Genomic DNA, 22,212 nt, shown 5'->3' on the forward strand with positions numbered 1-22,212 from the left:
GTTCATCGCTGCGGGCCCTGTGGAAGTGGAGAGTGGAAGTGCTCAGGCAGTGGCGCGGGCTTTTTGCGTGCCCGCCTGGGGCGCGCGCAGCGCAGTCCAGAAGATCACCTTGAGCTCGCCTTCATAAGTCTCGACGAGCGCCGACAGACTCTCGACCCAATCGCCATCGTTGCAATAGAGCACGCCATCGATCTCGCGCATCTCGGCCTTGTGGATGTGGCCGCAGACGACGCCGTCGCAGCCGCGGCGACGCGCTTCGTCGGTCATTACGCGTTCGAACGACGAGATGAAGTTGACCGCGTTCTTGACCTGATGCTTCAGGTATTGCGACAGCGACCAGTACGGAAATCCGAGCTTGCTGCGAATGCGGTTGAACCAGCGGTTCAGCACGAGGATCATCGTGTACAGCGTGTCGCCGAGATAGGCGAGCCATTTCGCGTGCTGGATCACGCCGTCGAACAGATCGCCGTGCACGATCCACAGCCGCTTGCCGGCGAGCGTCGTGTGGAACGCTTCGCCGCGTACGTGGATGTCGCCGAACGCGAGGTCGCAGAACTGGCGCGCGGCTTCGTCGTGATTGCCGGGCACGTAGATGACCTGAGTGCCTTTGCGCGCTTTGCGCAGCACTTTCTGCACGACGTCGTTGTGCGCCTGCGGCCAGTACCAGCCTTTCTTCAACTGCCAGCCGTCGATGATGTCGCCGACGAGGTACAGGTACTCCGATTCGTTGTGGCGCAGGAAGTCGAGCAGATATCCCGCCTGGCAGCCGCTCGAGCCGAGATGGATATCCGAGAGCCAGATCGTGCGATAGCGATGCGGATCGTCGTGGCCGTCATCGGGATGATCGGCGTGGGCATCGAGTGATGGCGTCGCGGGCAGCGGCAGGCCGTGTTGAGTAGAACCCGGAGCGGGCCGGAACGCGACGGGGTCGACGCTCGGTCCGGTTTGACGAAACAGGGAAGTCGCGGACGTATTGGGGTCCATGGCTCACGCGTCGAGTGGCGGTGCCCGTATTGGGCCGGGTGCGCGTGACTGCGGCGTGACAGTCATGAGAAGTTCTTATTACGGAGGGGCCTTGGCGGGGCCTGTTTTTTCGTTGTTCTGGCTTGGTTGGCCTTTCCTTGCTGGCTTATCGGTCTATTAGCGTTGCCCCTGTGCGGGGCGGCACCTACTTTCTTTGCTGCTGCAAAGAAAGTAGGCAAAGAAGACAGCTAAAACCGCCAACTTTTAAGCGGGTCCCCTGGCTTGGAAGGGGTAGTGGTGCATCTGGAATCCGGGCCCCCGCCACATTCCCCGTTCGTGACAAAGCCATCATCCGCTCCCACTCCGCACTACGTGCGTCGCGGACGGGTCTGCCTGGGAAACCAACGGCTTTGCCCGCGCAGCGGGGACCCTCGGCTGCGCCTCGGCGATGTGCTGAAACAACCAGCGGTTTTTGAGCGGGGTTTCGGCGCGCGTAGCGCCGCCGGAAGAATGACAGCCTTGTCACAAGCGCGGAATGTGCGCGGGCACTGATTCCAGATGCACCACTACCTCACGCGGACCGAGGGACCCGCTTAAGAGTTGGCGGTTTGAGCTGTCTTCTTTGCCTACTTTCTTTGCAGCAGCAAAGAAAGTAGGTGCCGCCCCGCACAGGGGCAACGCTAATAGACCGACAAGACAACAAGGAGAGGCCAACCAACCCAGAACAACGAAAAAAGCCCCGCCCTGCAAGGGGCAACGCCAATAGACCGATAACAAAGCAAGGAAAGGACGACAACACCGCATTCGGCCCATCGCCCACGCGCGCTAGCGCCCAACCGCTACCACCCGCGTCCCCGCGAGCCGATCATGCAAAAACTGCCGCTGCGGATCAAAACGCCCACTCGCGGCCCACACCACGAACCAGACGCCCGCAATAACAAGCGTCTGCGGCACCCGCAACCCAAGAAGTGGATGCAACGCCAGCGGCGGCAAAAACCACAACCAGGCGAACACATACCGCGCAATCGCCCGCCCAACCGAAACCGGCGCGCCATCAGCGCCAACAACCCGTAATCGCCAGGTTTTCATCGGCAGCGTCTGGCCGCCGTGCGTCCAGAACCAGACGAAGTACACGCCAACCACGAGGCCGATCCAGCCGGCGAGCAGGTTGTGATGCGCGAGCCCGTTACGCTGCTGCGTCAGCGTGCTGAACAGATAGCCGGCGAGAAACACGACGCCGAACAGAATGACCGCTTCGTAGAGCAGTGCCGCGAGCCGTCGCCGGACGGTGGGCGCCGTGCCGCCGGGTGCGGCGGCAGGCAGGGTGGGGGTGGCGAGCGGCTGGGACACGTAATGGGTTCGGGGTCGGAATCAGGAGCCGTGGAAGATTGCCGGCGCTTCGGCAGGCGACACGGGCACCGGCGTCGCCGGTACGAAGCTGCCCGCCGCCGGAATCGCAGGCGTTGCCGGCAGCGAGGCCGCGGCCGGCGCGGAGGCAGCCGGCGCGGCGCTCGCCGCCGCGGCAGCACTGGCGCCGTGCTCGCGCGCATTCACGAACCGGTCGATGCCCTTGATCTCGTTGCGAGCCGATGGCGGCGCGCTGACGACGCTGGGGCGACGCTTGCGTTCGCTCGCGGCGAGCCGCTCCTTCGTTTCTTCGGGCAGCTGTTGGTACGCTTTCCACGCGTTCTGGCGCGCTTCGCGCGGCAACTCCTTCGAAACCTGGTAGTTTTCGCGCGCGACGCGGCGCTGATCGGGCGTCATGCGCACCCATTCACTCATGCGCTCATGCAGACGCTTTTGCGCATCCGGCGACATCTTTGCGTATCGCGACGCAATCTTGATCCACTTTCGCTTGCGTTCGTCGCTAAACGAATCCCATTGCGATGCGAATGGGGCCAGCGCGGCGTGGTCGGCGGCGCTCAGGCGTGACCACGCGAGGGGGCTATTGCTGCCCGGCAGGCCGGGCAATTCGACGGAAAGTGCGGGGGCGGGCGCGGGCGCGGCGACGTTGACGCCGGGCGACGGATTGCCCGCCGACGATGGGCTCGGGTGAAAGCGCGGATAGGTCGCGACAAACGACACCAGGGCCGCGATCGTGCATCCGAAAACAACGGCCAGGCCGCGCTTGTAACTCACCCGAGGAATCTCCCGCTCAGTGGGCGCGTGAAAGATACGCGTTGAAGCCGTGGTCGAGATAGGCATTGAGCGGCAGGTCGTCGCTTAGCATGGCGGCATCGATATCGGCAAGTTCGGCGGTGCGCTGGTGATCTTCCCAGTACGCGATGCCGATCAGGCTCACGACCAGCGCGGCCAGCGGCCACGCGAGCGCGAAGCGGCGCAGCGGCCAGCGGCGGCGCGGCTCGAAGCCTCCCTGCGGTAGCCCCGCCATCCCGGCCGGCATGCCGGCGAACGCAGGCACGAACACCGGCGCGCTGACGGCTTCGGGCTTTTTGCGCGCCAACGCGGCCCGACGCGCGGCAGCGAGCCGGTCGACGGTGGCGGGAGGGAGGCTGGCGGTGTTTTCGTCGAGCGCGCGGCGCAGTTGACGCGCAAACTCGAGTTCTGTGTTTTCAAGGGAGCTCATAGCGTGATTCCTTTCGCCTTGAGCGCTTGCGCCAGCGTGTGAGTGGCCCGGGAGCAGTGCGTTTTCACGCTGCCTTCGGAGCAGCCCATTGCGGCGGCAGTCTCGGCGACATCCATATCCTCCCAATAACGCATGAGAAACGCCTCCCGTTGACGTGCCGGTAATTTCTGGATCTCGTTGTCGATCGACTGCAGGACCTGCTCTCGTTCGAGCTTCTGTTCGTTGCTCTCGGCGCCAGCCGAACCCGCCTCGGCCTCGAAGGTTTCCAGCGGATCGAACTCGTCGTCGTCGGCATTGCCGAGCGACGAGAATAGACTAACCCAGGTGTTGCGTACTTTGGCACGGCGGAAATAGTCGTGCGTCGCATTCTGCAGAATACGCTGAAACAGCAGCGGTAGCTCGGCCGCCGGACGGTCGCCGTATTTCTCGGCGAGCTTGATCATCGCGTCTTGCACGATGTCGAGGGACGCATCGTCGTCCCGCACGGCGTAGACCGTCTGCTTGAATGCGCGCCTTTCGACGCCCGCCAGAAAATCGGCGAGTTCCTTGTCTGATGCCATCCGGTTGGGGTCGGCGCAGCAAGCGTGCGCGTAATCGGTCGAAAAATGTCGTAAAACTCGCGGATGCTAACAAACTTTTGCTCCGATAGGGGTGAAACCTGCTCAAGCTTGCATTTGCATGACGGTCGACATTCCGTCCGATCGCGCTCTCCTACGCGCGAGCCAATGGCAATATTTTCTTGACCGCGAGCGCGTCAGAAGCTATCGTCGCTGGTTCGCAACATAAGTGAGTTGTCTCAATTGAGGTGTGGCCCAAGAAGCCCGCCTGTCAACTGGACGCGCCGCTTGAACCCGAGTCACGAGCCCGGCAGAGAGCACCCGATCAATTTTTTGCCGAAAATTCGAAAGGTGAATCAATGAATATGCCCAGCGCGGAATTCTCCACGTCGGATACGACCCCCCATCACGAAGCAGACTCTATCGGCGCCACCGTGCTCATGAAGGCACTGGCCGACGAAGACGTCGAGTTCATCTGGGGCTATCCCGGCGGCTCGGTACTCTACATTTACGACGAGCTGTACAAGCAGGACAAGTTCCAGCATGTGCTCGTGCGCCACGAGCAGGCCGCCGTGCATGCCGCGGACGCCTACGCGCGTTCCACCGGCAAGGTCGGCGTGTGTCTCGTGACCTCCGGCCCCGGCGTCACCAACGCGGTGACCGGCATCGCGACCGCCTATATGGATTCGATCCCGTTGGTCGTGATCAGCGGCCAGGTGCCGACTGCCGCGATCGGTCAGGATGCATTCCAGGAATGCGACACGGTCGGCATCACGCGTCCCTGCGTGAAGCACAACTTCCTCGTGAAGGACGTGCGCGATCTCGCCGCCACCGTCAAGAAAGCTTTCTACATCGCCCGTACCGGCCGTCCCGGCCCAGTGCTGATCGACATTCCGAAGGACGTGTCGAAGACGCCGTGCCAATACGAGCCGATCAAGAGCGTTTCGCTGCGCTCATACAACCCGGTCACGAAGGGCCACTCCGGTCAGATCCGCAAGGCGGTGTCGCTGCTGCTGTCGGCGAAGCGTCCGTATATCTACACCGGCGGCGGCATCGTGCTCGCGGATGCGTCGCGTGAATTGAACCAGTTCGCCGATCTGCTCGGCTATCCGGTCACCAATACGCTAATGGGTCTGGGCGGCTACCGCTCGAGCGACAAGAAATTCCTCGGCATGCTCGGCATGCACGGCACGTACGAAGCCAATATGGCGATGCAGCACTGCGACGTGCTGATCGCGATCGGCGCGCGCTTCGACGACCGCGTGATCGGCGATCCGAGCCACTTCGCGTCGCGGCCGCGCAAGATCATCCATATCGACATCGATCCCTCTTCCATTTCCAAGCGCGTCAAGGTCGACATTCCGATCGTCGGCGACGTGAAGGAAGTGCTGAAGGAACTGATCGAGCAGTTGCAGACGGCCGAGCATGGCCCCGACGCCGCGGCGCTCGCCGACTGGTGGAAGGACATCGAAGGCTGGCGCGCGAAAGATTGCCTGAAGTTCGACCGCAAGAGCGACATCATCAAGCCGCAGTACGTGGTCGAAAAGGCGTGGGAGCTGACCGACGGCAACGCGTTCGTGTGCTCCGACGTGGGCCAGCACCAGATGTGGGCCGCGCAGTTCTACAAGTTCAACAAGCCGCGTCGCTGGATCAATTCCGGTGGCCTCGGCACGATGGGCTTCGGCTTACCGGCCGCGATGGGCGTGAAGATGGCCCATCCGGACGACGACGTGCTGTGCATCACGGGCGAAGGCTCGATCCAGATGTGCATCCAGGAGCTGTCGACCTGCAAGCAGTACGACCTGCCGATCAAGATTATTTCGCTGAATAACCGCTATCTGGGCATGGTGCGCCAGTGGCAGCAGATCGAATACAGCAAACGCTATTCGCATTCGTACATGGATGCGCTGCCGGACTTCGTGAAGCTTGCCGAAGCGTACGGACACGTGGGCATGCGCATCGAGCGCACGGCCGATGTGGAACCGGCGCTGAAGGAAGCGCTGCGCCTGAAGGATCGCACGGTGTTTCTCGACTTCCAGACCGATCCGACCGAAAACGTCTGGCCGATGGTTCAGGCCGGCAAGGGCATCACCGAGATGCTCATGGGTTCGGAAGATCTTTAACGACGGGGCGTCTGGATAACTCCAGCGCCGGCTTCGTGATGCGCGCCTTCAAAAAAGGCGAGGGCAGACGAAGCGGCGCCGCTCCGCTCGCAGACATCGACACATCATCTGGAAGAAGCGAAACATGAGACACATCATTTCCGTCCTGCTGGAAAACGAACCAGGCGCGCTGTCGCGCGTGGTGGGTCTGTTCTCCGCACGCGGCTACAACATTGAAACCTTGACGGTGGCTCCGACCGAAGACCGTTCGCTGTCGCGCATGACCATCGTCTCCGTTGGCTCGGACGACGTGATCGAACAGATCACGAAGCATCTGAACCGCCTGATCGAGGTGGTGAAAGTGGTCGACCTTACCGAGGGCGCCCACATCGAACGCGAGCTGATGCTGATCAAGGTGAGGGCGGTCGGCAAGGAACGTGAGGAGATGAAGCGGATGGCGGACATTTTCCGCGGCCGCATCATCGACGTCACCGAAAAGACCTACACGATCGAATTGACGGGGGCGAGCGACAAGCTCGACGCCTTCATCGAGGGGCTCGATTCCACGGCGATTCTCGAGACGGTCCGCACGGGCAGCTCGGGCATCGGTCGCGGCGAGCGCATTCTGAAGGTCTGACGTCGCGTTTCGCAAGGCCGGGCAACGCGGTATCGCCCGGCTGGCAATAACGACATTCGCAGTACCTGAATTTATCTGAATCATCGAATCTAGCCAAGGAACCGACATGAAAGTTTTCTACGACAAGGACGCCGATCTCTCCCTCATCAAGGGCAAGCAGGTCACCATCATCGGCTATGGCTCGCAAGGCCATGCGCACGCGCTGAACCTGAAGGAAAGCGGCGTGAACATCACGGTCGGTCTGCGCAAGGGCGGCGCATCGTGGAGCAAGGCTGAAAACGCCGGCCTGCAAGTCAAGGAAGTCGCGGAAGCGGTGAAGGGCGCGGACGTCGTCATGATGCTGCTGCCGGACGAGCAGATCGCCGACGTGTACGCGAAGGAAGTCCACGCGAACATCAAGCAGGGCGCAGCGCTCGCGTTCGCGCACGGCTTCAACGTTCACTACGGCCAGGTGATCCCGCGTGCCGACCTCGACGTCATCATGATCGCGCCGAAGGCGCCGGGCCACACGGTTCGCGGCACCTACTCCCAAGGTGGCGGCGTGCCGCACCTGATCGCGGTTGCGCAGGACAAGTCGGGCGCGGCGCGCGACATCGCGCTGTCGTACGCAGCGGCTAACGGCGGCGGCCGGGCCGGCATCATCGAAACGAACTTCCGCGAAGAAACCGAAACCGACCTGTTCGGCGAGCAGGCTGTGCTGTGCGGCGGTACCGTCGACCTGATCAAGGCCGGCTTCGAAACGCTGGTCGAAGCGGGTTACGCGCCGGAAATGGCGTACTTCGAGTGCCTGCACGAACTGAAGCTGATCGTCGACCTGATCTACGAAGGCGGCATCGCGAACATGAACTACTCGATCTCGAACAACGCCGAGTACGGCGAGTACGTGACGGGGCCGCGCATCGTGACCGCTGAAACGAAGAAGGCGATGAAGGCCGTGCTGACCGACATCCAGACCGGCGAATACGCGAAGAGCTTCATCATCGAGAACAAGGCTGGCGCACCGACGCTGCAATCGCGTCGCCGTCTGACGGCCGAGCACCAGATCGAGCAGGTTGGCTCGAAGCTGCGCGCGATGATGCCGTGGATCGCGAAGAACAAGCTCGTCGACCAGTCGAAGAACTAAGCGTCTCGATATAACGAGGTCCGGCGCGGTGCTTCGGCGCGGCGGCCGGAACAGTCAAAAAGCCGTCCAAGGGTGCTGAACCCTGGGCGGCTTTTGCTATCCTACGGTTTTACAAAAACACAGAAGCCATCCATGAATTACCCTCATCCGATCATCGCGCGAGAAGGCTGGCCGTTCATCGCCATCGCGGCCGTCGTTGCATTACTGGTTCACGCCTTCGGGGGGTTCGGCTTTGCGTGGCTCTTCTGGCTGATCCTGATCTTCATCGTGCAGTTTTTCCGCGACCCGGCGCGTCCGATTCCGACGCAGGCCAACGCGGTGCTGTGTCCTGCCGACGGTCGTATCGTCGCGGTAGAAACCGCGCATGATCCTTATGCGAATCGCGAAGCGCTGAAGATCAGCGTGTTCATGAACGTGTTCAACGTGCACTCGCAGCGCTCGCCCGTCGACGGTGCGATCTCGAAAGTCGAATACTTTCCTGGCGCCTATCTGAACGCGGCGGTCGATAAAGCCTCGCTCGAAAACGAGCGTAACGCGGTCGTGATCGAAATGGCCGGCGGCCAGACGGTCACGTCGGTGCAGATTGCCGGGCTGATCGCGCGGCGGATTCTTTGCTACGTCCGTGCAGGCGAGCCGCTGACCCGCGGCCAGCGTTACGGATTCATCCGCTTCGGTTCGCGCGTCGACGTGTATTTGCCGGTGGGCAGCCGTCCGCGCGTGTCGATCGGCGAGAAGGTGTCGGCGTCGTCCACGATCCTCGCCGAGCTGTAAAGCGGCATACAGGAGGTTGTCCGAATGGCCGCATTCAAACCGCGTCGACCCCGCAGCAGTGGACCGCTGCCGCGGCCGTTTCGTCGCAACAAGCCGCCGGTGGTCACGGAGTCGCCGGTCGCCGACAGCCGGCGCGCGCAGCGTCAGCAGTTCCTCAGAAAACGCGGCATCTACCTGCTGCCGAACGCATTCACCACGGCCGCGCTGTTCTGCGGCTTCTTCGCCGTCGTGCAGGCGATGAACGTGCGCTTCGAGATCGCGGCGATCGCGATCTTCGTCGCGATGGTGCTCGATGGCATGGACGGTCGCGTCGCGCGCATGACGCATACGCAAAGCGCGTTCGGCGAGCAGTTCGACAGCCTGTCGGACATGGTGTCGTTCGGTGTTGCGCCCGCGCTCGTGATGTACGAATGGATCCTGAAGGACCTCGGCCGGTGGGGCTGGCTCGCGGCGTTCGTCTATTGTTCCGGCGCGGCGCTACGGCTCGCGCGTTTCAACACGAATATCGGCGTGGTCGACAAGCGTTTTTTCCAGGGCATGCCGAGCCCGGCCGCGGCGGCACTGATCGCCGGTTTCGTGTGGCTCGCCACCGACAACCGCGTGCCGCTGAAGCTCGTCTGGCTGCCGTGGGTCGCCTTCGTGCTGACCATCTACGCGGGCGTGACGATGGTGTCGAACGCGCCGTTCTATAGCGGCAAGGCGCTCGACGTACGGCATCGCGTGCCGTTCGGCGTGATCCTGCTGGTGGTGGTCGCCTTCGTGCTCGTGTCGTCCGATCCGCCGTTGATGCTGTTCGGTCTGTTTGTGCTGTACGGTCTGTCCGGCTACGTGTTCTGGGCGTATCAGGCGGTGCGCGGCCGGGCCAATCCGGCGCGTTCGATGTCGCACGACCGTTGAGGATTTGAACCGCGCTGCATCGCAGCGACGTACGAAAAACGGCAGCCTGCAGGCTGCCGTTTTCCGTTGGTTGGTGCCGTTACGCGGTCGCTTCGGACAGCGCCGCAGACCGCCCCGGCGCGCATTGCGCGGTGGCTGGAATGCCGCTATAGTCGTCGGATCAGTGCGTGGGCGTGGCCGATTTTGCCGGGTCGGCGAGGCCGTTCGCGGCGCCGCGCCATCATGCTTCGTTCACGCCCTTATGCGTTTTTGCGTTCCGTCCGCACCGGCCGCGATCATCGTGATCGCCCTACCTTGCCAGCGGCAGCGCTCATCGTCCCATTCCAAAACCAAGTCCCACATCTGAACGACTCCCGAGGAGGCCCGACATGTCCGACAAACTGATCATTTTCGACACCACGCTGCGTGACGGCGAGCAATCGCCCGGCGCGTCGATGACGAAGGAAGAGAAGATCCGCATCGCCAGGCAACTCGAACGGATGAAAGTCGACGTGATCGAAGCGGGCTTCGCGGCCAGCTCGAACGGCGACTTCGACGCGATCCATACGATCGCCGGCCTCGTGAAGGACAGCACGATCTGCTCGCTTGCGCGCGCGAACGACAAGGACATACAGAAGGCCGCCGACGCACTGAAGCCGGCCGATCATTTCCGCATCCACACGTTCATCGCAACGTCGCCACTGCACATGGAGAAGAAGCTGCGGATGACGCCCGAGCAGGTATTCGAGCAGGCCAAGCTTGCGGTGCGTTTCGCGCGCAAGTTCACCGACGACGTCGAATTCTCGCCGGAAGACGGCAGCCGCTCGGATTTGGACTTCCTGTGCCGTGTGCTGGAAGCGGTGATCGCCGAAGGCGCGACCACGATCAACATCGCGGACACCGTCGGCTACGGCGTGCCGGAACTCTATGGCCAACTCGTGAAGACGCTGCGCGAGCGCATTCCCAACTCGCACAAGGCGGTGTTCTCCGTGCATTGCCACAATGACCTCGGCATGGCGGTCGCGAATTCGCTCGCCGGCGTGCAGATTGGCGGCGCGCGCCAGGTCGAATGCACGATCAACGGGCTCGGCGAGCGCGCGGGCAATACGTCGCTCGAAGAAATCGTCATGGCGGTGAAGACCCGCAAGGATTACTTCGGACTCGAGGTCGGCCTCGATACGACTCAGATCGTGCCGGCCTCGAAGCTCGTGTCGCAGATCACTGGCTTCGTCGTGCAGCCGAACAAGGCCGTGGTCGGCGCGAACGCTTTCGCGCACGCGTCGGGCATCCATCAGGATGGCGTGCTGAAGGCGCGCGATACTTACGAAATCATGCGCGCGGAAGACGTGGGTTGGGCCGCGAACAAGATCGTGCTCGGCAAGCTGTCGGGCCGCAATGCGTTCAAACAGCGTCTGCAGGAGCTTGGCATCGCGCTCGACAGCGAAGCCGAACTGAACACCGCGTTCGCGCGCTTCAAGGAACTCGCCGATCGCAAGGCGGAGATCTTCGACGAAGACATCATCGCCATCGTCAACGAGGAATCGGCGGAAGCGCACGAGAAGGAGCACTACAAGTTTCTGTCGATGTCGCAGCATTCCGAAACCGGCGAGCAGCCGCACGCGAAGGTCGTGTTCTCGGTAGAGGGTAAAGAGATCACCGGCGAAGCGCGCGGCAACGGACCGGTCGACGCCACCCTCAACGCGATCGAAACGGAAGTGGGCAGCGGCTCCGAACTGCTGCTGTACTCGGTCAACGCGATCACGACCGGCACGCAGGCGCAGGGCGAAGTGACCGTGCGGTTGTCGAAGAGCGGGCGCATCGTCAACGGCACGGGCACTGATCCGGATATAGTCGCGGCATCCGCGAAGGCATATTTTTCGGCGCTCAACAAGCTGTATTCGAATGCGGACAAGGTGAATCCGCAGCGCTCGGAGTAACGCGAGCATGGCGCGCCGGTAGCGCGCGATCGCTTGTGTGGATCGGAGGAGAAGCCCCGTGGTGCTCGGCACACGGGGCTTTTTTCTGCCGTCATCGCGCAGCTGCGGCGGCGCGATATGACGAAACTACTCCGCCGTCGTGCGCCGCAGCGACCAGCCGCGCGTTGCGCGGGCCTGCTCGCGGACTTGAAATCTGACGTCGACGGTAATCCCACGGCGAGGCGCATCGGCGACGAACGCGTCCAGCAGTTCGCGCACGTCGTGGTCGACGAAATCGGCGCGTGTCGCATCGACGATAACCGTGGCGCCATCCGGAATCTGCTGCAGATAGTGCTTGAGCGGCACCTTACCGAGAAACGACACGTCCTTGCGAAACGACAGCAGGTAGTGATCGCCATGCTGCGCGAGCACGATCGGGCCGCGCAGGTTTGCGTACAGCGCAAACAGCATGCTGCACAGGATGCCGAGCACGATACCGATCAGCAGATCGGTGACGAGCACACCGACGACTGTGACGATAAATGGTGCGAACGGCGCGAATCCCTGCCGCGCGAGCCCGGCGAACAACGACGGCTTGGCGAGTTTGAAGCCGGTGAAGATCAGGATCGCGGCAAGGCAGGCGAGCGGGATCAGGTTGATCACGCTCGTGAGCGCGAACACGCTGACGAGAAGCAACACGCCGTGAACGATCGCCGAGAGTCGGCTTTTTGCGCCGGCATGGACGTTCGCGGAGCTACGCACGATCACCGCGGTGATCGGCAGGCCGCCGATCGCACCCGCGATCAGATTGCCCACGCCCTGCGCCTTCAGCTCGCGATCGGGAGGCGCGCGGCGGCGCTCCGGATCGATCTGTTCGACCGCTTCGAGGCTCAGTAGCGTTTCGAGACTTGCGAGGATGGCGATCGTGATCGCAACGCGCCATATGTCGGGATTGATGAGCTGGGCGAACCGTGGGCCGAAGTCGGCCGACGCGAGCACGGCCTGCAGTGCCGCGAACGATTCCAGCGACGGCAGCGCGACCCGCCCTTCGGCGGGCGGTGCCAACGATGGCGCGACGAGATTGAGGGCGAGCGTCGCGCCGATGCCGAGCAGCACCACCGCGAGCGGCGCGGGCATGATGCGCACGACAGCGAAGCGGCGCAGCGCGCGCGTTTCCCAGCCGGCGAGGATCGCGAGCGACAGCAGTGTGATCAGCACGGCGGTCAGCGAGATTGGGCCGAGCGGCGTTGCGACCGCCGCCGCCGACTGGACGGAGTCGGCGGTGCCGGACAGCCCCAGCGCAACGGGGAGCTGCTTGAGGATCAACAGCACGCCGATGGCCGCGAGCATCCCCTTGATCACCGGCGACGGCACGTAGGCGGCGTACCGGCCGGCCTTGAGCATGCCGAAGCCGAACTGGATGACGCCCGACAGCAGTACGGCCAGCAGGAACGCGGAAAAGCCGCCAAGCCGTGCGATGCCGTCGACGACGATCACGACGAGGCCCGCGGCCGGGCCGCTCACGCTCAGACGCGAGCCGCTCAGCGCGGCAACCACGAGCCCGCCAATGATGCCGGACACCAGTCCGGCAAACGGGTCGACGCCCGATGCGTGAGCAATGCCGAGGCAAAGCGGCAGGGCCACCAGAAAAACGGCCGTTCCGGCGAGCACGTCGCTCTGGAGCGCGGAGAAAGAGGTTTGATTATCCATGGTGTCGAAGAGCGAGAGGTGGGACGATGGGCGACGAACAGGTATGGCCCGATGACGATTCCGCTGTCGGCTCCGTCCGCGGTTCGAATGGGACGGGCGACGCGCTTCGCTAGGCCGCGCTGTGCGCCGCGGTCGTGCAGGTCATCGCGTCGTCGGCGGTATAGCCGGAGGTGAGAACCTTGATGCGCCCGTCGTCGAGAGCAAAGATCCAGCCGTGCACGAGCGGCGCCGGCTCAGCCTCGTGCACGATCGGGCTCGCCCGTAGCTGCCGCACCTGTTCGAGCACGTTCAGCTCGGCGAGGCGATTGACGCGATCCGGCTCGGTCGCCGCGCCGTCCAGCTCCGAGTGATGCGTTTTGGCGAGTGCGCAGAGCGGCGCGATACGGCGGTTCACATGGGGCAGCGCGGGGTCCGGCGGCAGCAGCGCGGCGCGCACGCCGCCGCAGCCATAGTGGCCGCAGACGATCACATGGCCGACCTTGAGCACCCGCACCGCGTATTCAAGGACGCTCGCGACGTTGTCGTCGCCGGGATGAAACAGGTTGGCGATGTTGCGATGGACGAACAGATCGCCGGGCTCGCAATGCGTGATCGTTTCGGCGGGCACGCGGCTGTCCGCGCAGCCGATCCAAAGAATGTGTGGATTCTGTCCGCGCATCAGGTCGCGAAAAAATGCCGGATTACGCGTCGCGGTTTCATGGGCCCACGCGACGTTGGCGACCAGCAGGTGTTTGGGTCGGTTCATCGTAGCAACTCCGTATGAGAGGCAATTGACCTGGCACCGGACCGAAACCGCGTCTGCACGTGATTGCGAGCCGGTGCCCGAACGGCGTTTACAATAACCTTTCTTTCGCAAATTTGTTGGCGTAAACAGGATAAAATTCTGTTTTATGCTTAAACAATAAAAAAGCCGCCTATCGAAGGCGGCTTTTTTGAGATTTGGTGCTTCTTCCGAAGAGGGTGCTCAGTGCTCAGAACAGGTTGCGGCGGTCGGGGTCGTGCAGCGGGTCGGGGGTCTTCTGCGTGAGGCGCAAGATGCCCTGGTCATCGAAGTAGAAGTTGTACATCATGTACCAGACGTTGTCTTCGAGATAGCGATAGGTCCAGACTTCGCGCCTCATCAGCGGGAAGTACGACGTTTCGACCGGGCGGCCGAAGTTCACCAGCACGTCGCTGCGTGTCCATTTGCCGATCTCGGCGCGGTAGAACTCGTTGGGCTGCAGCACCTGGCGCACGTTGATGATCTTGCCGGCTGCGTTGATGTCGGCGGCGGTGGTGGTTTCGCCCATCGGTTGGGTCGGCCACATCAGACGCTTGCCGCCGTCGGGCAGATCATAGGTTTCGCGCGGCGGACCGAGACGCGCGATGACCGTCGATGCGTCCGCTCCCTGTTGATACTGCTGCCACGGCTGGGCGCAGCCGGCGAGCGCGAGCACGCTCAGGCAAACGAGCGCGGCGCGGCGCAGACTGGCGCCGGCCGGGGCTGTGATAGCAGCCGCCGTGGGGTGGTGGCGGTTCGGCATGTATTCCTCCGATGGCGTTTGAATAGCGGTTCTTATCATCGAAACGCACTATTTTGACACGCGCTGTGGCGAAAGAACGGCGTTGCTTGAACGTGCGTCGCCACCAAACGGTAACGGATGCGCCGGCTTGCCTATTCCGTGCGCGTCATCCTATGATCCGCGCTTCGAAGATTCAGGCGGGACGACCATGACGGCGATGTGGCGAGGGGCGGCGGCGGTTGCGCTGACGGCGATTTCGATGGCGGTGGCGGGAGTTGGCGTGGCTGAGGCGGCGAATCCGGCCTCGACGGGCGCGAGTCAGGCGTCCGCGCAGGGGACCGTTCCGCCCACCGGCAAGCCGGGGAGCCGCGCGGCCACGCTGGCGGCAAGCCCGGCCGGTAATCACGCAAGCAAGTCCGCCAGCCTGCCGGCCGGCAAACTCGCCGGCACGCCAATCCAGCTCGCGCTGATCGAAGGCATGTCCGGCCCGTTCGCGAATGCGGGCGCGGCGGTCGAGCGCAATCTGCGTTTCGGTGTCGAGCAGGTCAACGCGCACGGCGGCGTGGAGTTCGCGGACGGCGCGCATCCGTTCGAACTCGTCGTGCTCGACAGCAAGGGCAGCACGGAGGAAGCGCTGACGCAATTGCGCGCGGCCGCGGATCGCCATATCGGCTACATCCTGCAGGGCAATAGCTCGGCGGTCGCCGCGGCGCTGATCGGCGCGATCGAGAAGCAGAACAGCCGCGAGCCGGACAACCGCGAACTGTTCCTCAACTACTCCGCCGACGACCCCGCGCTCACCAACGCGGACTGCAGCTTCTGGCACTTCCGCTTCGACGCGCACGCCGGCATGCGGATGGCCGCGCTCGCCGAGGTGATCGAGCGCGACAAGGCGGTGAAAAAGGTGTACCTGCTGAACCAGGATTACAGCTTCGGACACGACGTGAGCAGCCTCGCGCGTTCGACGCTCGCGGCGAAGCGTCCCGACATCGCGGTGGTCGGCGACGAATTTCACCCGATCGGCCGCGTGAAGGATTTCGCGCCGTACATTGCGAAGATCCGCGCGAGCGGCGCGGACGCCGTGATCACCGGCAACTGGGGCAACGACCTGACGCTGCTCGTGAAGGCGGCGCGCGAGCAGGGCCTCGACACGAAGTTCTACACGTTCTACGGCAACAGCCTCGGCGCGCCGGCCGCGCTTGGCGACGCAGGCGTGGGTCACGTGATCGCGGTGGCCGAGTGGCATCCGAATGTCGGTGGCGCGGCCTCCGACGCGTGGTACGCGGCGTTCCGCGCGCGCTTTCCGGCCGCCCAGGACGACTATCCGGTGCTGCGCATGCCACTGATGATCGAAACGCTCGCCGCCGCGATGAGCCGCGCCGGCAGCGCCGCTCCGACGGCGGTCGCGAAAGCGCTCGAGGGCATCCGCTTCGACAACGGTATTCACGCATCGTGGATGCGCGCCGATGACCATCAGCTGATCCAGCCCCTCTACGTGATGCAGATGGACAAAGCAGGCACACCCGGCGTGCATTTCGATAACGAGGGGTCGGGCTATGGCTTCCGCACGGTGCTGGCGATACCAGCCGAGCGCACACTATTGCCGACGGTCTGCCGGATGCGGCGCCCTTGAGCGCCCGCGAGCGACACTCGATCCGCCTTGCTGGCCCGGGGTTCGCGGCCGGAATCGGCTGTGCTACAATACGCGTCCCGTTGTCGGGCTGGGTTCTGATTCAGTTAATTCAGCCACGAACGGGACTCAGTAAATTGTGAAACGGGTATCCCACGGCACGGCCTTTCTTCCGTGACCGCCTGTCCAGTTATCAAGGAAATTGACATGTCCGCAGTTGAAGCAAGCAAGAAGTCCGAAGTCGTCGCGCAATTCGCACGCGCAGCCAACGACACCGGCTCCCCCGAAGTTCAGGTCGCGCTGCTCACGACCCGTATCAACGAACTGACCTCCCACTTCAAGGAGCACACGAAGGATCACCACAGCCGCCGCGGTCTGCTGCGCATGGTGAGCCGCCGTCGCAAGTTGCTCGACTACCTGAAGGGTAAGGACGCGGATCGTTACCGCAGCCTGATCGAGAAGCTGGGTCTGCGTAAGTAATCGGCCAGTCGTTCAGCAAGATGCCTGTGTCAGTTTCGCTGATACAGGCATTTTGTTTTTGCGCGGCGCGCTTCGTGTAACGCGCACCGCCTGTGATCCGCGGCGTATGCCGGTTCGCGCGGCGTCTATGGGCAAGCGCAGTAGCAGTAGCAGAACAGCAGTAGAAGAAGCAGTAACAGGAAACAAGGCCGGGCTTCAGGGCGGAGTTTTGTGTCATTCCAGCGGTTCGCGCGCAGTCGCAGCACGTGGCTCTCTGGAATGGCATAGCACGACTCTTCCCATGCGGCGCCGGCCTGGCGTTGCCGCGCCGCTCCGGTCCGCGCGGCATTACGATGAGGAAAAGCAATGACTATGTTCAATAAGATCGTCAAAGAGTTTAAGTGGGGGCAGCACAACGTTCGCCTCGAAACCGGTGAAATCGCTCGCCAGGCGGGCGGCGCGGTGATCGTCGACGTCGAAGATACCGTGGTGCTCGCCACCGTGGTCGGCGCGAAGATCGCGAAGCCGGGCCAGGACTTCTTCCCCCTCACCGTCGATTACATCGAAAAGACTTACGCCGCCGGCAAGATCCCGGGTGGCTTCTTCCGTCGCGAAGGCCGTCCGTCGGAAGGCGAGACGCTGATCTCGCGCCTGATCGACCGTCCGCTGCGTCCGCTCTTCCCGGAAGGCTTCTACAACGAAGTGCAGGTCGTGATTCACGTGCTGTCGCTGAATCCGGAAATCCCCGCCGACATCCCTGCGCTGATCGGCGCCTCGGCGGCGCTCGCGGTGTCCGGTCTGCCGTTCAACGGCCCGGTCGGCGCGGCGCGCGTGGCCTACATCAACAACGAATACGTGCTGAACCCGACGCGTCCGCAGATGAAGGAATCGGCACTCGACCTCGTCGTCGCCGGCACGGAACGCGCGGTGCTGATGGTCGAATCGGAAGCGCAGCAATTGAGCGAAGAAGTGATGCTCGGCGCCGTCGTGTTCGGTCACGAGCAGATGCAGACCGCGATCGACGCGATCCACGAACTCGTCCGGGAAGGCGGCAAGCCCGAGTGGGACTGGCAGCCCGCCGCAAAGAACGAAGCGCTGATCGCACGCGTGACCGAACTCGCGCAGGCCGATCTGCTCGCCGCTTACCAGATCCGCGACAAGCAGGCTCGCTCGACCAAGCTGAAGGAAGTCTACGCGGCGACCTCGGCGAAGCTCGAGGAAGAAGCGGCGGCAGCGGGCACCGTGGCGGCCGACAAGGCGTCGGTCGGCAACGTGCTGTTCGACATCGAAGCGAAGATCGTCCGTACGCAGATCCTGAACGGCGAGCCGCGTATCGACGGCCGCGACACGCGCACCGTGCGCCCGATCGAAATCCGCACCGGCGTGCTGCCGCGTACCCACGGCTCGGCGCTGTTCACGCGCGGCGAGACGCAGGCGATGGTGGTCGCGACGCTCGGCACGAAGGGCGACGAGCAAAACATCGACGCGCTCGAAGGCGAGTACCGCGAACGCTTCATGCTCCACTACAACATGCCTCCGTTCGCGACGGGCGAAACGGGCCGCGTCGGTTCGCCGAAGCGCCGTGAAATCGGTCACGGCCGTCTCGCCAAGCGCGCGCTCGTCGCGTGCCTGCCGAGCGCCGACGAGTTCGGCTACTCGATCCGCGTCGTGTCGGAAATCACCGAGTCGAACGGTTCGTCGTCGATGGCTTCGGTGTGTGGCGGCTGCCTCGCGCTGATGGACGCCGGCGTGCCGATGAAGGCGCACGTCGCCGGTATCGCGATGGGCCTGATCCTCGAAGGTAATCGCTTCGCGGTGCTGACCGACATTCTCGGCGACGAAGATCACCTCGGCGACATGGACTTCAAGGTCGCGGGTACGGAACAAGGCGTGACCGCGCTGCAGATGGACATCAAGATTCAGGGCATCACGAAGGAAATCATGCAGGTCGCGCTCGCGCAGGCGAAGGAAGGCCGCATGCACATCCTCGGCAAGATGACCTCGGCCGTGGCCGGCGCGAACACCCAACTATCGGAGTTCGCACCGCGCATGATCACGATCAAGATCAACCCGGAAAAGATTCGCGACGTGATCGGCAAGGGCGGCTCGGTGATCCGCGCGCTCACCGAAGAAACCGGCACGACGATCGACATTTCGGATGACGGCGTCGTCACGATCGCGAGCACGAACAGCGAAGGCATGGCCGAAGCGAAGCGTCGTATCGAAGCGATCACGATGGAAGTCGAAGTGGGCCAGGTGTACGAAGGCACCGTGCTCAAGCTGCTCGACTTCGGCGCGATCGTGAACATCCTGCCGGGTAAGGATGGTCTGCTGCATATCTCCGAGATCGCGAACGAGCGCATCAAGGACATCAACGACTATCTGAAGGATGGCCAGCAGGTGAAGGTCAAGGTCATCCAGACGGACGAGAAGGGTCGTGTGCGTCTGTCGGCGAAGGCATTGCTGAACGACGCGCCGCAAGGCGAGCCGACGCCGCAGTAAGGCGGTAGCGGACAAACGGCCGGCCGTGTCATGCGCGCCGGCCGTTTTTCATGCAGGATGGATTGCGTTGCGCATTCGAATCGCAGCGCGGCGCTATGGCAGACGGCAGCAACGGGTAGGTAACGCAATCCAATCTTGGAGTTGACACAGATGAAAGCGATCGAAATCACTGAATTCGGTGCGCCGGAAGTCCTCAAGCTGGCGGAGCGTCCGACGCCGCAGCTCAAGGCTGGCGAGGTGCTGATCAAGGTGGCGGCATCCGGCATCAATCGTCCGGACGTGTTTCAGCGCAAGGGCGGCTATGCGCCGCCGCCGGGAGCGTCGGATCTGCCGGGGCTGGAGGTGGCGGGCGAGATCGTCGGCGGCACGATCGACGCGAAGAGCAACCCGTTCGGTCTGAAGATCGGCGATCGCGTGTGCGCGCTGCTCGCGGGCGGCGGCTACGCGGAATTTGCTGCCGCGCCGCTGCTGCAATGCCTGCCGGTGCCGACGGGGTTGTCGGATATCGAAGCGGCTTCGCTGCCCGAGACTTTTTTCACGGTGTGGAGCAACGTCTTCAATCGCGCGCAGCTCGGCCAGGGCGAGGGCGGTGCGAATGAAACGCTGCTCGTGCAGGGGGGGGCGAGCGGCATCGGCGTGACGGCGATCCAGATTGCGCACGCACTCGGCTTCCGTGTGTTCGCGACCGCGGGCTCGGACGAAAAGTGCCGCGCGTGCGAAGCGCTCGGCGCCGAACGCGCGATCAACTACAGGACTGAAGATTTCGTCGAAGTCATCAAGTCGCTGACCAACGATCGTGGCGTCGACGTGATCCTCGACATGGTGGCAGGCAGCTACGTGCCGCGCGAATTGTCGGCTCTCGCCGACGGTGGCCGTATCGTACTAATTGCGCTGCTCGGCGGCGCGAAGGCGGAGCTGAACCTGAACGAAGTGTTGCGCCGCCGTCTGACGGTTACCGGTTCCACACTGCGACCACGGCCGATCGAGTTCAAGGCGCAGATCGCCGCTCAACTGAAGGAGCGCGTGTGGCCGCATCTCGAAGCTGGGCGCATCAAGCCGGTCGTGCATCGCGTGTTTCCGGCCGCCCAGGCTGCCGACGCGCATGCGCTGATGGAAAGCGGCACGCACGTCGGCAAGATCGTGTTGACGTGGGGTCAGGAGGCTTGACGTCATCGGTTTGACCCGATCCACCCCACGCAGTAAAATTGCGCGTTTTGCGCGCGCCGGATCAATCCGACGGGCGGGCCGCGAGCGCAGGAACAAACTGCAGCGAGGCGCGAGCGAAGTCCGCCGGCAGCAGGCCGGACTGGCAAGACAGGACAATACGAGACGATGTCGAATCAACAACGAGCCAAACTGGTAGTCGGTAACTGGAAGATGCATGGGCGGCTCGCCGCCAACGCCGCGTTGCTGCAGGCAGTGGCACAGGGCGCCAGTGAATTGCCGGCCGACGTGCGCGTCGGTGTGTGCGTGCCGAGCCTCTATCTCGGGCAGACTCAGTCGCTGCTCGAAGGCAGCCCGGTCGTGTGGGGCGTGCAGGACGTGTCCGCGTTCACGCATGGCGCCTATACCGGCGAAGTGGCTGCGCCGATGGTGACGGACTTCGGCGCCACGTTTGCGATCGTCGGGCACTCGGAGCGCCGCGCGTATCACCGCGAAAGCGCCGAACTGGTCGCGGTGAAAGCGCAGCGTGTGCTCGAGGCGGGTTTGACGCCGATCGTGTGCGTCGGCGAAACGCTCGAAGAACGCGAAGCGGGTTGCACCGAGCAGGTCGTCGGCGGTCAGCTCGACGAGGTGCTCGCGAAGCTGTCGGCTCAGGAAGCGGCTCGCCTCGTCGTCGCGTATGAGCCGGTGTGGGCAATTGGCACCGGCAAGAGCGCATCGGCGGCACAGGCGCAGGCCGTGCATGGGTTCCTGCGCGCACGTCTCGCGGCCAAGGGTGCGGCGGACGTGCCGTTGCTATACGGCGGCAGCGTTAAGCCGGACAACGCGGAAGAACTGTTCCGTCAGCTCGATATCGACGGCGGCCTGATCGGCGGCGCGTCGTTGAAAGATCAGGATTTTCTGGCGATCTGCAAGGCGGCCGCTGCGACCAGCGTGGCTGGTTAAGCTGGGCGTCTCGGCGAGGATGACTCCATTTCGCGCAACACACAGTGTGCGGCGCGGTTAAATAAAGACTCAGGTGAGTGTGATGCTGTATTTGAAAACATTGATTATCGTCGTTCAGTTGTTGTCGGCGTTCGGGGTCATCGGACTTGTGTTGCTGCAGCACGGCAAAGGTGCCGATATGGGCGCGGCTTTCGGCAGCGGCGCGTCGGGTAGCCTGTTCGGTGCGACGGGTTCGGCGAACTTCCTGTCGCGTACCACGGCAGTGCTCGCAGCGCTGTTCTTTGCCACGACACTGGCACTCACTTACCTTGGTGCGTATCACGTGAAGCCGTCGGCAGGCGTGCTGGGCGCGGCAGCTACTGCGCCGGTCGCGGCTTCGGCGCCGGCTGCGGGCTCGGCCCCGGTGGCGGCATCGCCTGCAACGCCGGCTGCGCCTGCGTCGGTTCCGGCGACGGGCGTGCCGAAATAAATTTTCGGCGGACGTGGTCTTGTGCGTTGAACAATCTGCTTAAGCAAGTTACAATTCAAGTCTTGAAGCGATTCGCGGGTTTTGCAAGTTGTTTTCCGGGATTGCATATAGTGCCGACGTGGTGAAATTGGTAGACACGCTATCTTGAGGGGGTAGTGGCGAAAGCTGTGCGAGTTCGAGTCTCGCCGTCGGCACCAAATGTTATCTAAATGCCAGCCGTTTGCTTCGCTTCGGCTGGCATTTTCACTTCTGGCGTATCGCTGTACGGCTTACGTCATGCGCGTTGAGGAAGTGATTTC

20 protein-coding genes and 1 tRNA gene are annotated in these 22,212 nt (G+C 63.3%); 13 read left to right on the top strand and 8 right to left on the bottom strand.

What is annotated here, in order from left to right:
- Positions 1-42: 42 nt before the first annotated feature.
- The 5 genes from F6X39_RS21070 to F6X39_RS21090 form a co-directional block, all read right to left on the bottom strand.
- Positions 43-984: a UDP-2,3-diacylglucosamine diphosphatase gene (locus F6X39_RS21070; protein ID WP_184072037.1), complete on the bottom strand. Its 942-nt coding sequence runs from the start codon at positions 982-984 to the stop codon at positions 43-45.
- An 804-nt stretch (positions 985-1,788) separates the two neighbouring features.
- Positions 1,789-2,313 (bottom strand): RDD family protein, encoded by a 525-nt coding sequence (locus F6X39_RS21075; RefSeq protein ID WP_187617969.1) that lies wholly within the window; start codon positions 2,311-2,313, stop codon positions 1,789-1,791.
- A 21-nt stretch (positions 2,314-2,334) separates the two neighbouring features.
- The gene (locus tag F6X39_RS21080; RefSeq protein WP_184072109.1) at positions 2,335-3,102 is read right to left on the bottom strand and encodes a DUF3106 domain-containing protein; all 768 of its coding nucleotides are present in this window, start codon (positions 3,100-3,102) and stop codon (positions 2,335-2,337) included.
- Positions 3,103-3,118: 16 nt separating this feature from the next.
- Positions 3,119-3,550 (bottom strand): DUF3619 family protein, encoded by a 432-nt coding sequence (locus tag F6X39_RS21085; RefSeq protein WP_184072110.1) that lies wholly within the window; start codon positions 3,548-3,550, stop codon positions 3,119-3,121.
- Positions 3,547-4,110 (bottom strand): RNA polymerase sigma factor, encoded by a 564-nt coding sequence (locus F6X39_RS21090; protein ID WP_090803748.1) that lies wholly within the window; start codon positions 4,108-4,110, stop codon positions 3,547-3,549. Before F6X39_RS21090 ends, F6X39_RS21085 begins: the two co-directional genes overlap by 4 nt.
- A gap of 356 nt (positions 4,111-4,466) precedes the next feature.
- Here F6X39_RS21090 and F6X39_RS21095 point away from each other — a divergent pair, with 356 nt between their 5' ends.
- The 6 genes from F6X39_RS21095 to F6X39_RS21120 all read left to right on the top strand — a co-directional run bounded on the left by F6X39_RS21095 (position 4,467) and on the right by F6X39_RS21120 (position 11,553).
- Entirely contained in the window at positions 4,467-6,230 is a 1,764-nt protein-coding gene (locus F6X39_RS21095; RefSeq protein WP_184028488.1) for an acetolactate synthase 3 catalytic subunit, read from the top strand.
- Between the two features lie 124 nt (positions 6,231-6,354).
- Complete coding sequence (gene ilvN / locus F6X39_RS21100; RefSeq protein WP_018420000.1) at positions 6,355-6,846, top strand: acetolactate synthase small subunit; 492 nt, start codon at positions 6,355-6,357, stop codon at positions 6,844-6,846.
- 106 nt (positions 6,847-6,952) lie between these two features.
- Positions 6,953-7,969: a ketol-acid reductoisomerase gene (gene ilvC / locus F6X39_RS21105; RefSeq protein ID WP_008920617.1), complete on the top strand. Its 1,017-nt coding sequence runs from the start codon at positions 6,953-6,955 to the stop codon at positions 7,967-7,969.
- Positions 7,970-8,101: 132 nt separating this feature from the next.
- Positions 8,102-8,740, top strand: a complete 639-nt coding sequence (locus F6X39_RS21110; protein WP_184059342.1) for a phosphatidylserine decarboxylase — start codon at positions 8,102-8,104, stop codon at positions 8,738-8,740.
- Positions 8,741-8,764: 24 nt separating this feature from the next.
- Entirely contained in the window at positions 8,765-9,637 is an 873-nt protein-coding gene (gene pssA / locus F6X39_RS21115; RefSeq protein WP_018420002.1) for a CDP-diacylglycerol--serine O-phosphatidyltransferase, read from the top strand.
- A gap of 368 nt (positions 9,638-10,005) precedes the next feature.
- Positions 10,006-11,553 carry a 2-isopropylmalate synthase gene (locus F6X39_RS21120; protein ID WP_187617970.1) on the top strand — a complete coding sequence of 516 codons (1,548 nt, stop codon included), beginning with the start codon at positions 10,006-10,008 and terminating at the stop codon, positions 11,551-11,553.
- A 126-nt stretch (positions 11,554-11,679) separates the two neighbouring features.
- Here the strand turns inward: F6X39_RS21120 and F6X39_RS21125 are convergent, their stop codons facing one another.
- The 3 genes from F6X39_RS21125 to F6X39_RS21135 form a co-directional block, all read right to left on the bottom strand.
- Complete coding sequence (locus F6X39_RS21125) at positions 11,680-13,242, bottom strand: SulP family inorganic anion transporter (RefSeq protein WP_184028491.1); 1,563 nt, start codon at positions 13,240-13,242, stop codon at positions 11,680-11,682.
- A gap of 109 nt (positions 13,243-13,351) precedes the next feature.
- Positions 13,352-13,987 carry a carbonic anhydrase gene (locus F6X39_RS21130; protein ID WP_018420005.1) on the bottom strand — a complete coding sequence of 212 codons (636 nt, stop codon included), beginning with the start codon at positions 13,985-13,987 and terminating at the stop codon, positions 13,352-13,354.
- A 226-nt stretch (positions 13,988-14,213) separates the two neighbouring features.
- Positions 14,214-14,765 carry a hypothetical protein gene (locus F6X39_RS21135; protein WP_187617971.1) on the bottom strand — a complete coding sequence of 184 codons (552 nt, stop codon included), beginning with the start codon at positions 14,763-14,765 and terminating at the stop codon, positions 14,214-14,216.
- Positions 14,766-14,952: 187 nt separating this feature from the next.
- Between F6X39_RS21135 and F6X39_RS21140 the strand changes: the two genes are divergently transcribed.
- The 7 genes from F6X39_RS21140 (at position 14,953) to F6X39_RS21170 (ending at position 22,110) form a co-directional block, all read left to right on the top strand.
- The gene (locus tag F6X39_RS21140) at positions 14,953-16,377 is read left to right on the top strand and encodes a branched-chain amino acid ABC transporter substrate-binding protein (protein WP_187617972.1); all 1,425 of its coding nucleotides are present in this window, start codon (positions 14,953-14,955) and stop codon (positions 16,375-16,377) included.
- Positions 16,378-16,581: 204 nt separating this feature from the next.
- Positions 16,582-16,854, top strand: a complete 273-nt coding sequence (rpsO, locus tag F6X39_RS21145) for a 30S ribosomal protein S15 (protein WP_008920609.1) — start codon at positions 16,582-16,584, stop codon at positions 16,852-16,854.
- 345 nt (positions 16,855-17,199) lie between these two features.
- On the top strand, positions 17,200-19,335 hold the full coding sequence (pnp, locus tag F6X39_RS21150) for a polyribonucleotide nucleotidyltransferase (protein ID WP_187617973.1): 2,136 nt from the start codon (positions 17,200-17,202) through the stop codon (positions 19,333-19,335).
- Between the two features lie 150 nt (positions 19,336-19,485).
- Positions 19,486-20,502 carry an NAD(P)H-quinone oxidoreductase gene (locus F6X39_RS21155; RefSeq protein WP_187617974.1) on the top strand — a complete coding sequence of 339 codons (1,017 nt, stop codon included), beginning with the start codon at positions 19,486-19,488 and terminating at the stop codon, positions 20,500-20,502.
- A gap of 165 nt (positions 20,503-20,667) precedes the next feature.
- Positions 20,668-21,444: a triose-phosphate isomerase gene (tpiA, locus tag F6X39_RS21160; protein ID WP_090803761.1), complete on the top strand. Its 777-nt coding sequence runs from the start codon at positions 20,668-20,670 to the stop codon at positions 21,442-21,444.
- Positions 21,445-21,526: 82 nt separating this feature from the next.
- Entirely contained in the window at positions 21,527-21,913 is a 387-nt protein-coding gene (secG, locus tag F6X39_RS21165) for a preprotein translocase subunit SecG (RefSeq protein WP_187617975.1), read from the top strand.
- 112 nt (positions 21,914-22,025) lie between these two features.
- Positions 22,026-22,110 (top strand) — tRNA-Leu (locus tag F6X39_RS21170).
- Positions 22,111-22,212: the final 102 nt, after the last annotated feature.

The sequence above is a fragment of the Paraburkholderia sp. UCT2 genome (assembly GCF_014397665.1).
Classification (GTDB): domain Bacteria; phylum Pseudomonadota; class Gammaproteobacteria; order Burkholderiales; family Burkholderiaceae; genus Paraburkholderia; species Paraburkholderia tuberum.

Bases quoted from the DNA above. Each gene is read 5' to 3' on its own strand.
- F6X39_RS21120 (WP_187617970.1), top strand. From the start codon at position 10,006: ATGTCCGACAAACTGATCATTTTCGACACCACGCTGCGTGACGGCGAG.
- F6X39_RS21140 (WP_187617972.1), top strand. From the start codon at position 14,953: ATGACGGCGATGTGGCGAGGGGCGGCGGCGGTTGCGCTGACGGCGATT.
- tpiA (WP_090803761.1), top strand. From the start codon at position 20,668: ATGTCGAATCAACAACGAGCCAAACTGGTAGTCGGTAACTGGAAGATG.
- F6X39_RS21135 (WP_187617971.1), bottom strand. From the start codon at position 14,765: ATGCCGAACCGCCACCACCCCACGGCGGCTGCTATCACAGCCCCGGCC.
- F6X39_RS21125 (WP_184028491.1), bottom strand. From the start codon at position 13,242: ATGGATAATCAAACCTCTTTCTCCGCGCTCCAGAGCGACGTGCTCGCC.
- F6X39_RS21070 (WP_184072037.1), bottom strand. From the start codon at position 984: ATGGACCCCAATACGTCCGCGACTTCCCTGTTTCGTCAAACCGGACCG.
- ilvN (WP_018420000.1), top strand. From the start codon at position 6,355: ATGAGACACATCATTTCCGTCCTGCTGGAAAACGAACCAGGCGCGCTG.
- rpsO (WP_008920609.1), top strand. From the start codon at position 16,582: ATGTCCGCAGTTGAAGCAAGCAAGAAGTCCGAAGTCGTCGCGCAATTC.
- F6X39_RS21130 (WP_018420005.1), bottom strand. From the start codon at position 13,987: ATGAACCGACCCAAACACCTGCTGGTCGCCAACGTCGCGTGGGCCCAT.
- F6X39_RS21095 (WP_184028488.1), top strand. From the start codon at position 4,467: ATGAATATGCCCAGCGCGGAATTCTCCACGTCGGATACGACCCCCCAT.
- F6X39_RS21155 (WP_187617974.1), top strand. From the start codon at position 19,486: ATGAAAGCGATCGAAATCACTGAATTCGGTGCGCCGGAAGTCCTCAAG.
- pnp (WP_187617973.1), top strand. From the start codon at position 17,200: ATGACTATGTTCAATAAGATCGTCAAAGAGTTTAAGTGGGGGCAGCAC.
- F6X39_RS21110 (WP_184059342.1), top strand. From the start codon at position 8,102: ATGAATTACCCTCATCCGATCATCGCGCGAGAAGGCTGGCCGTTCATC.
- F6X39_RS21090 (WP_090803748.1), bottom strand. From the start codon at position 4,110: ATGGCATCAGACAAGGAACTCGCCGATTTTCTGGCGGGCGTCGAAAGG.
- secG (WP_187617975.1), top strand. From the start codon at position 21,527: ATGCTGTATTTGAAAACATTGATTATCGTCGTTCAGTTGTTGTCGGCG.
- pssA (WP_018420002.1), top strand. From the start codon at position 8,765: ATGGCCGCATTCAAACCGCGTCGACCCCGCAGCAGTGGACCGCTGCCG.
- F6X39_RS21085 (WP_184072110.1), bottom strand. From the start codon at position 3,550: ATGAGCTCCCTTGAAAACACAGAACTCGAGTTTGCGCGTCAACTGCGC.
- ilvC (WP_008920617.1), top strand. From the start codon at position 6,953: ATGAAAGTTTTCTACGACAAGGACGCCGATCTCTCCCTCATCAAGGGC.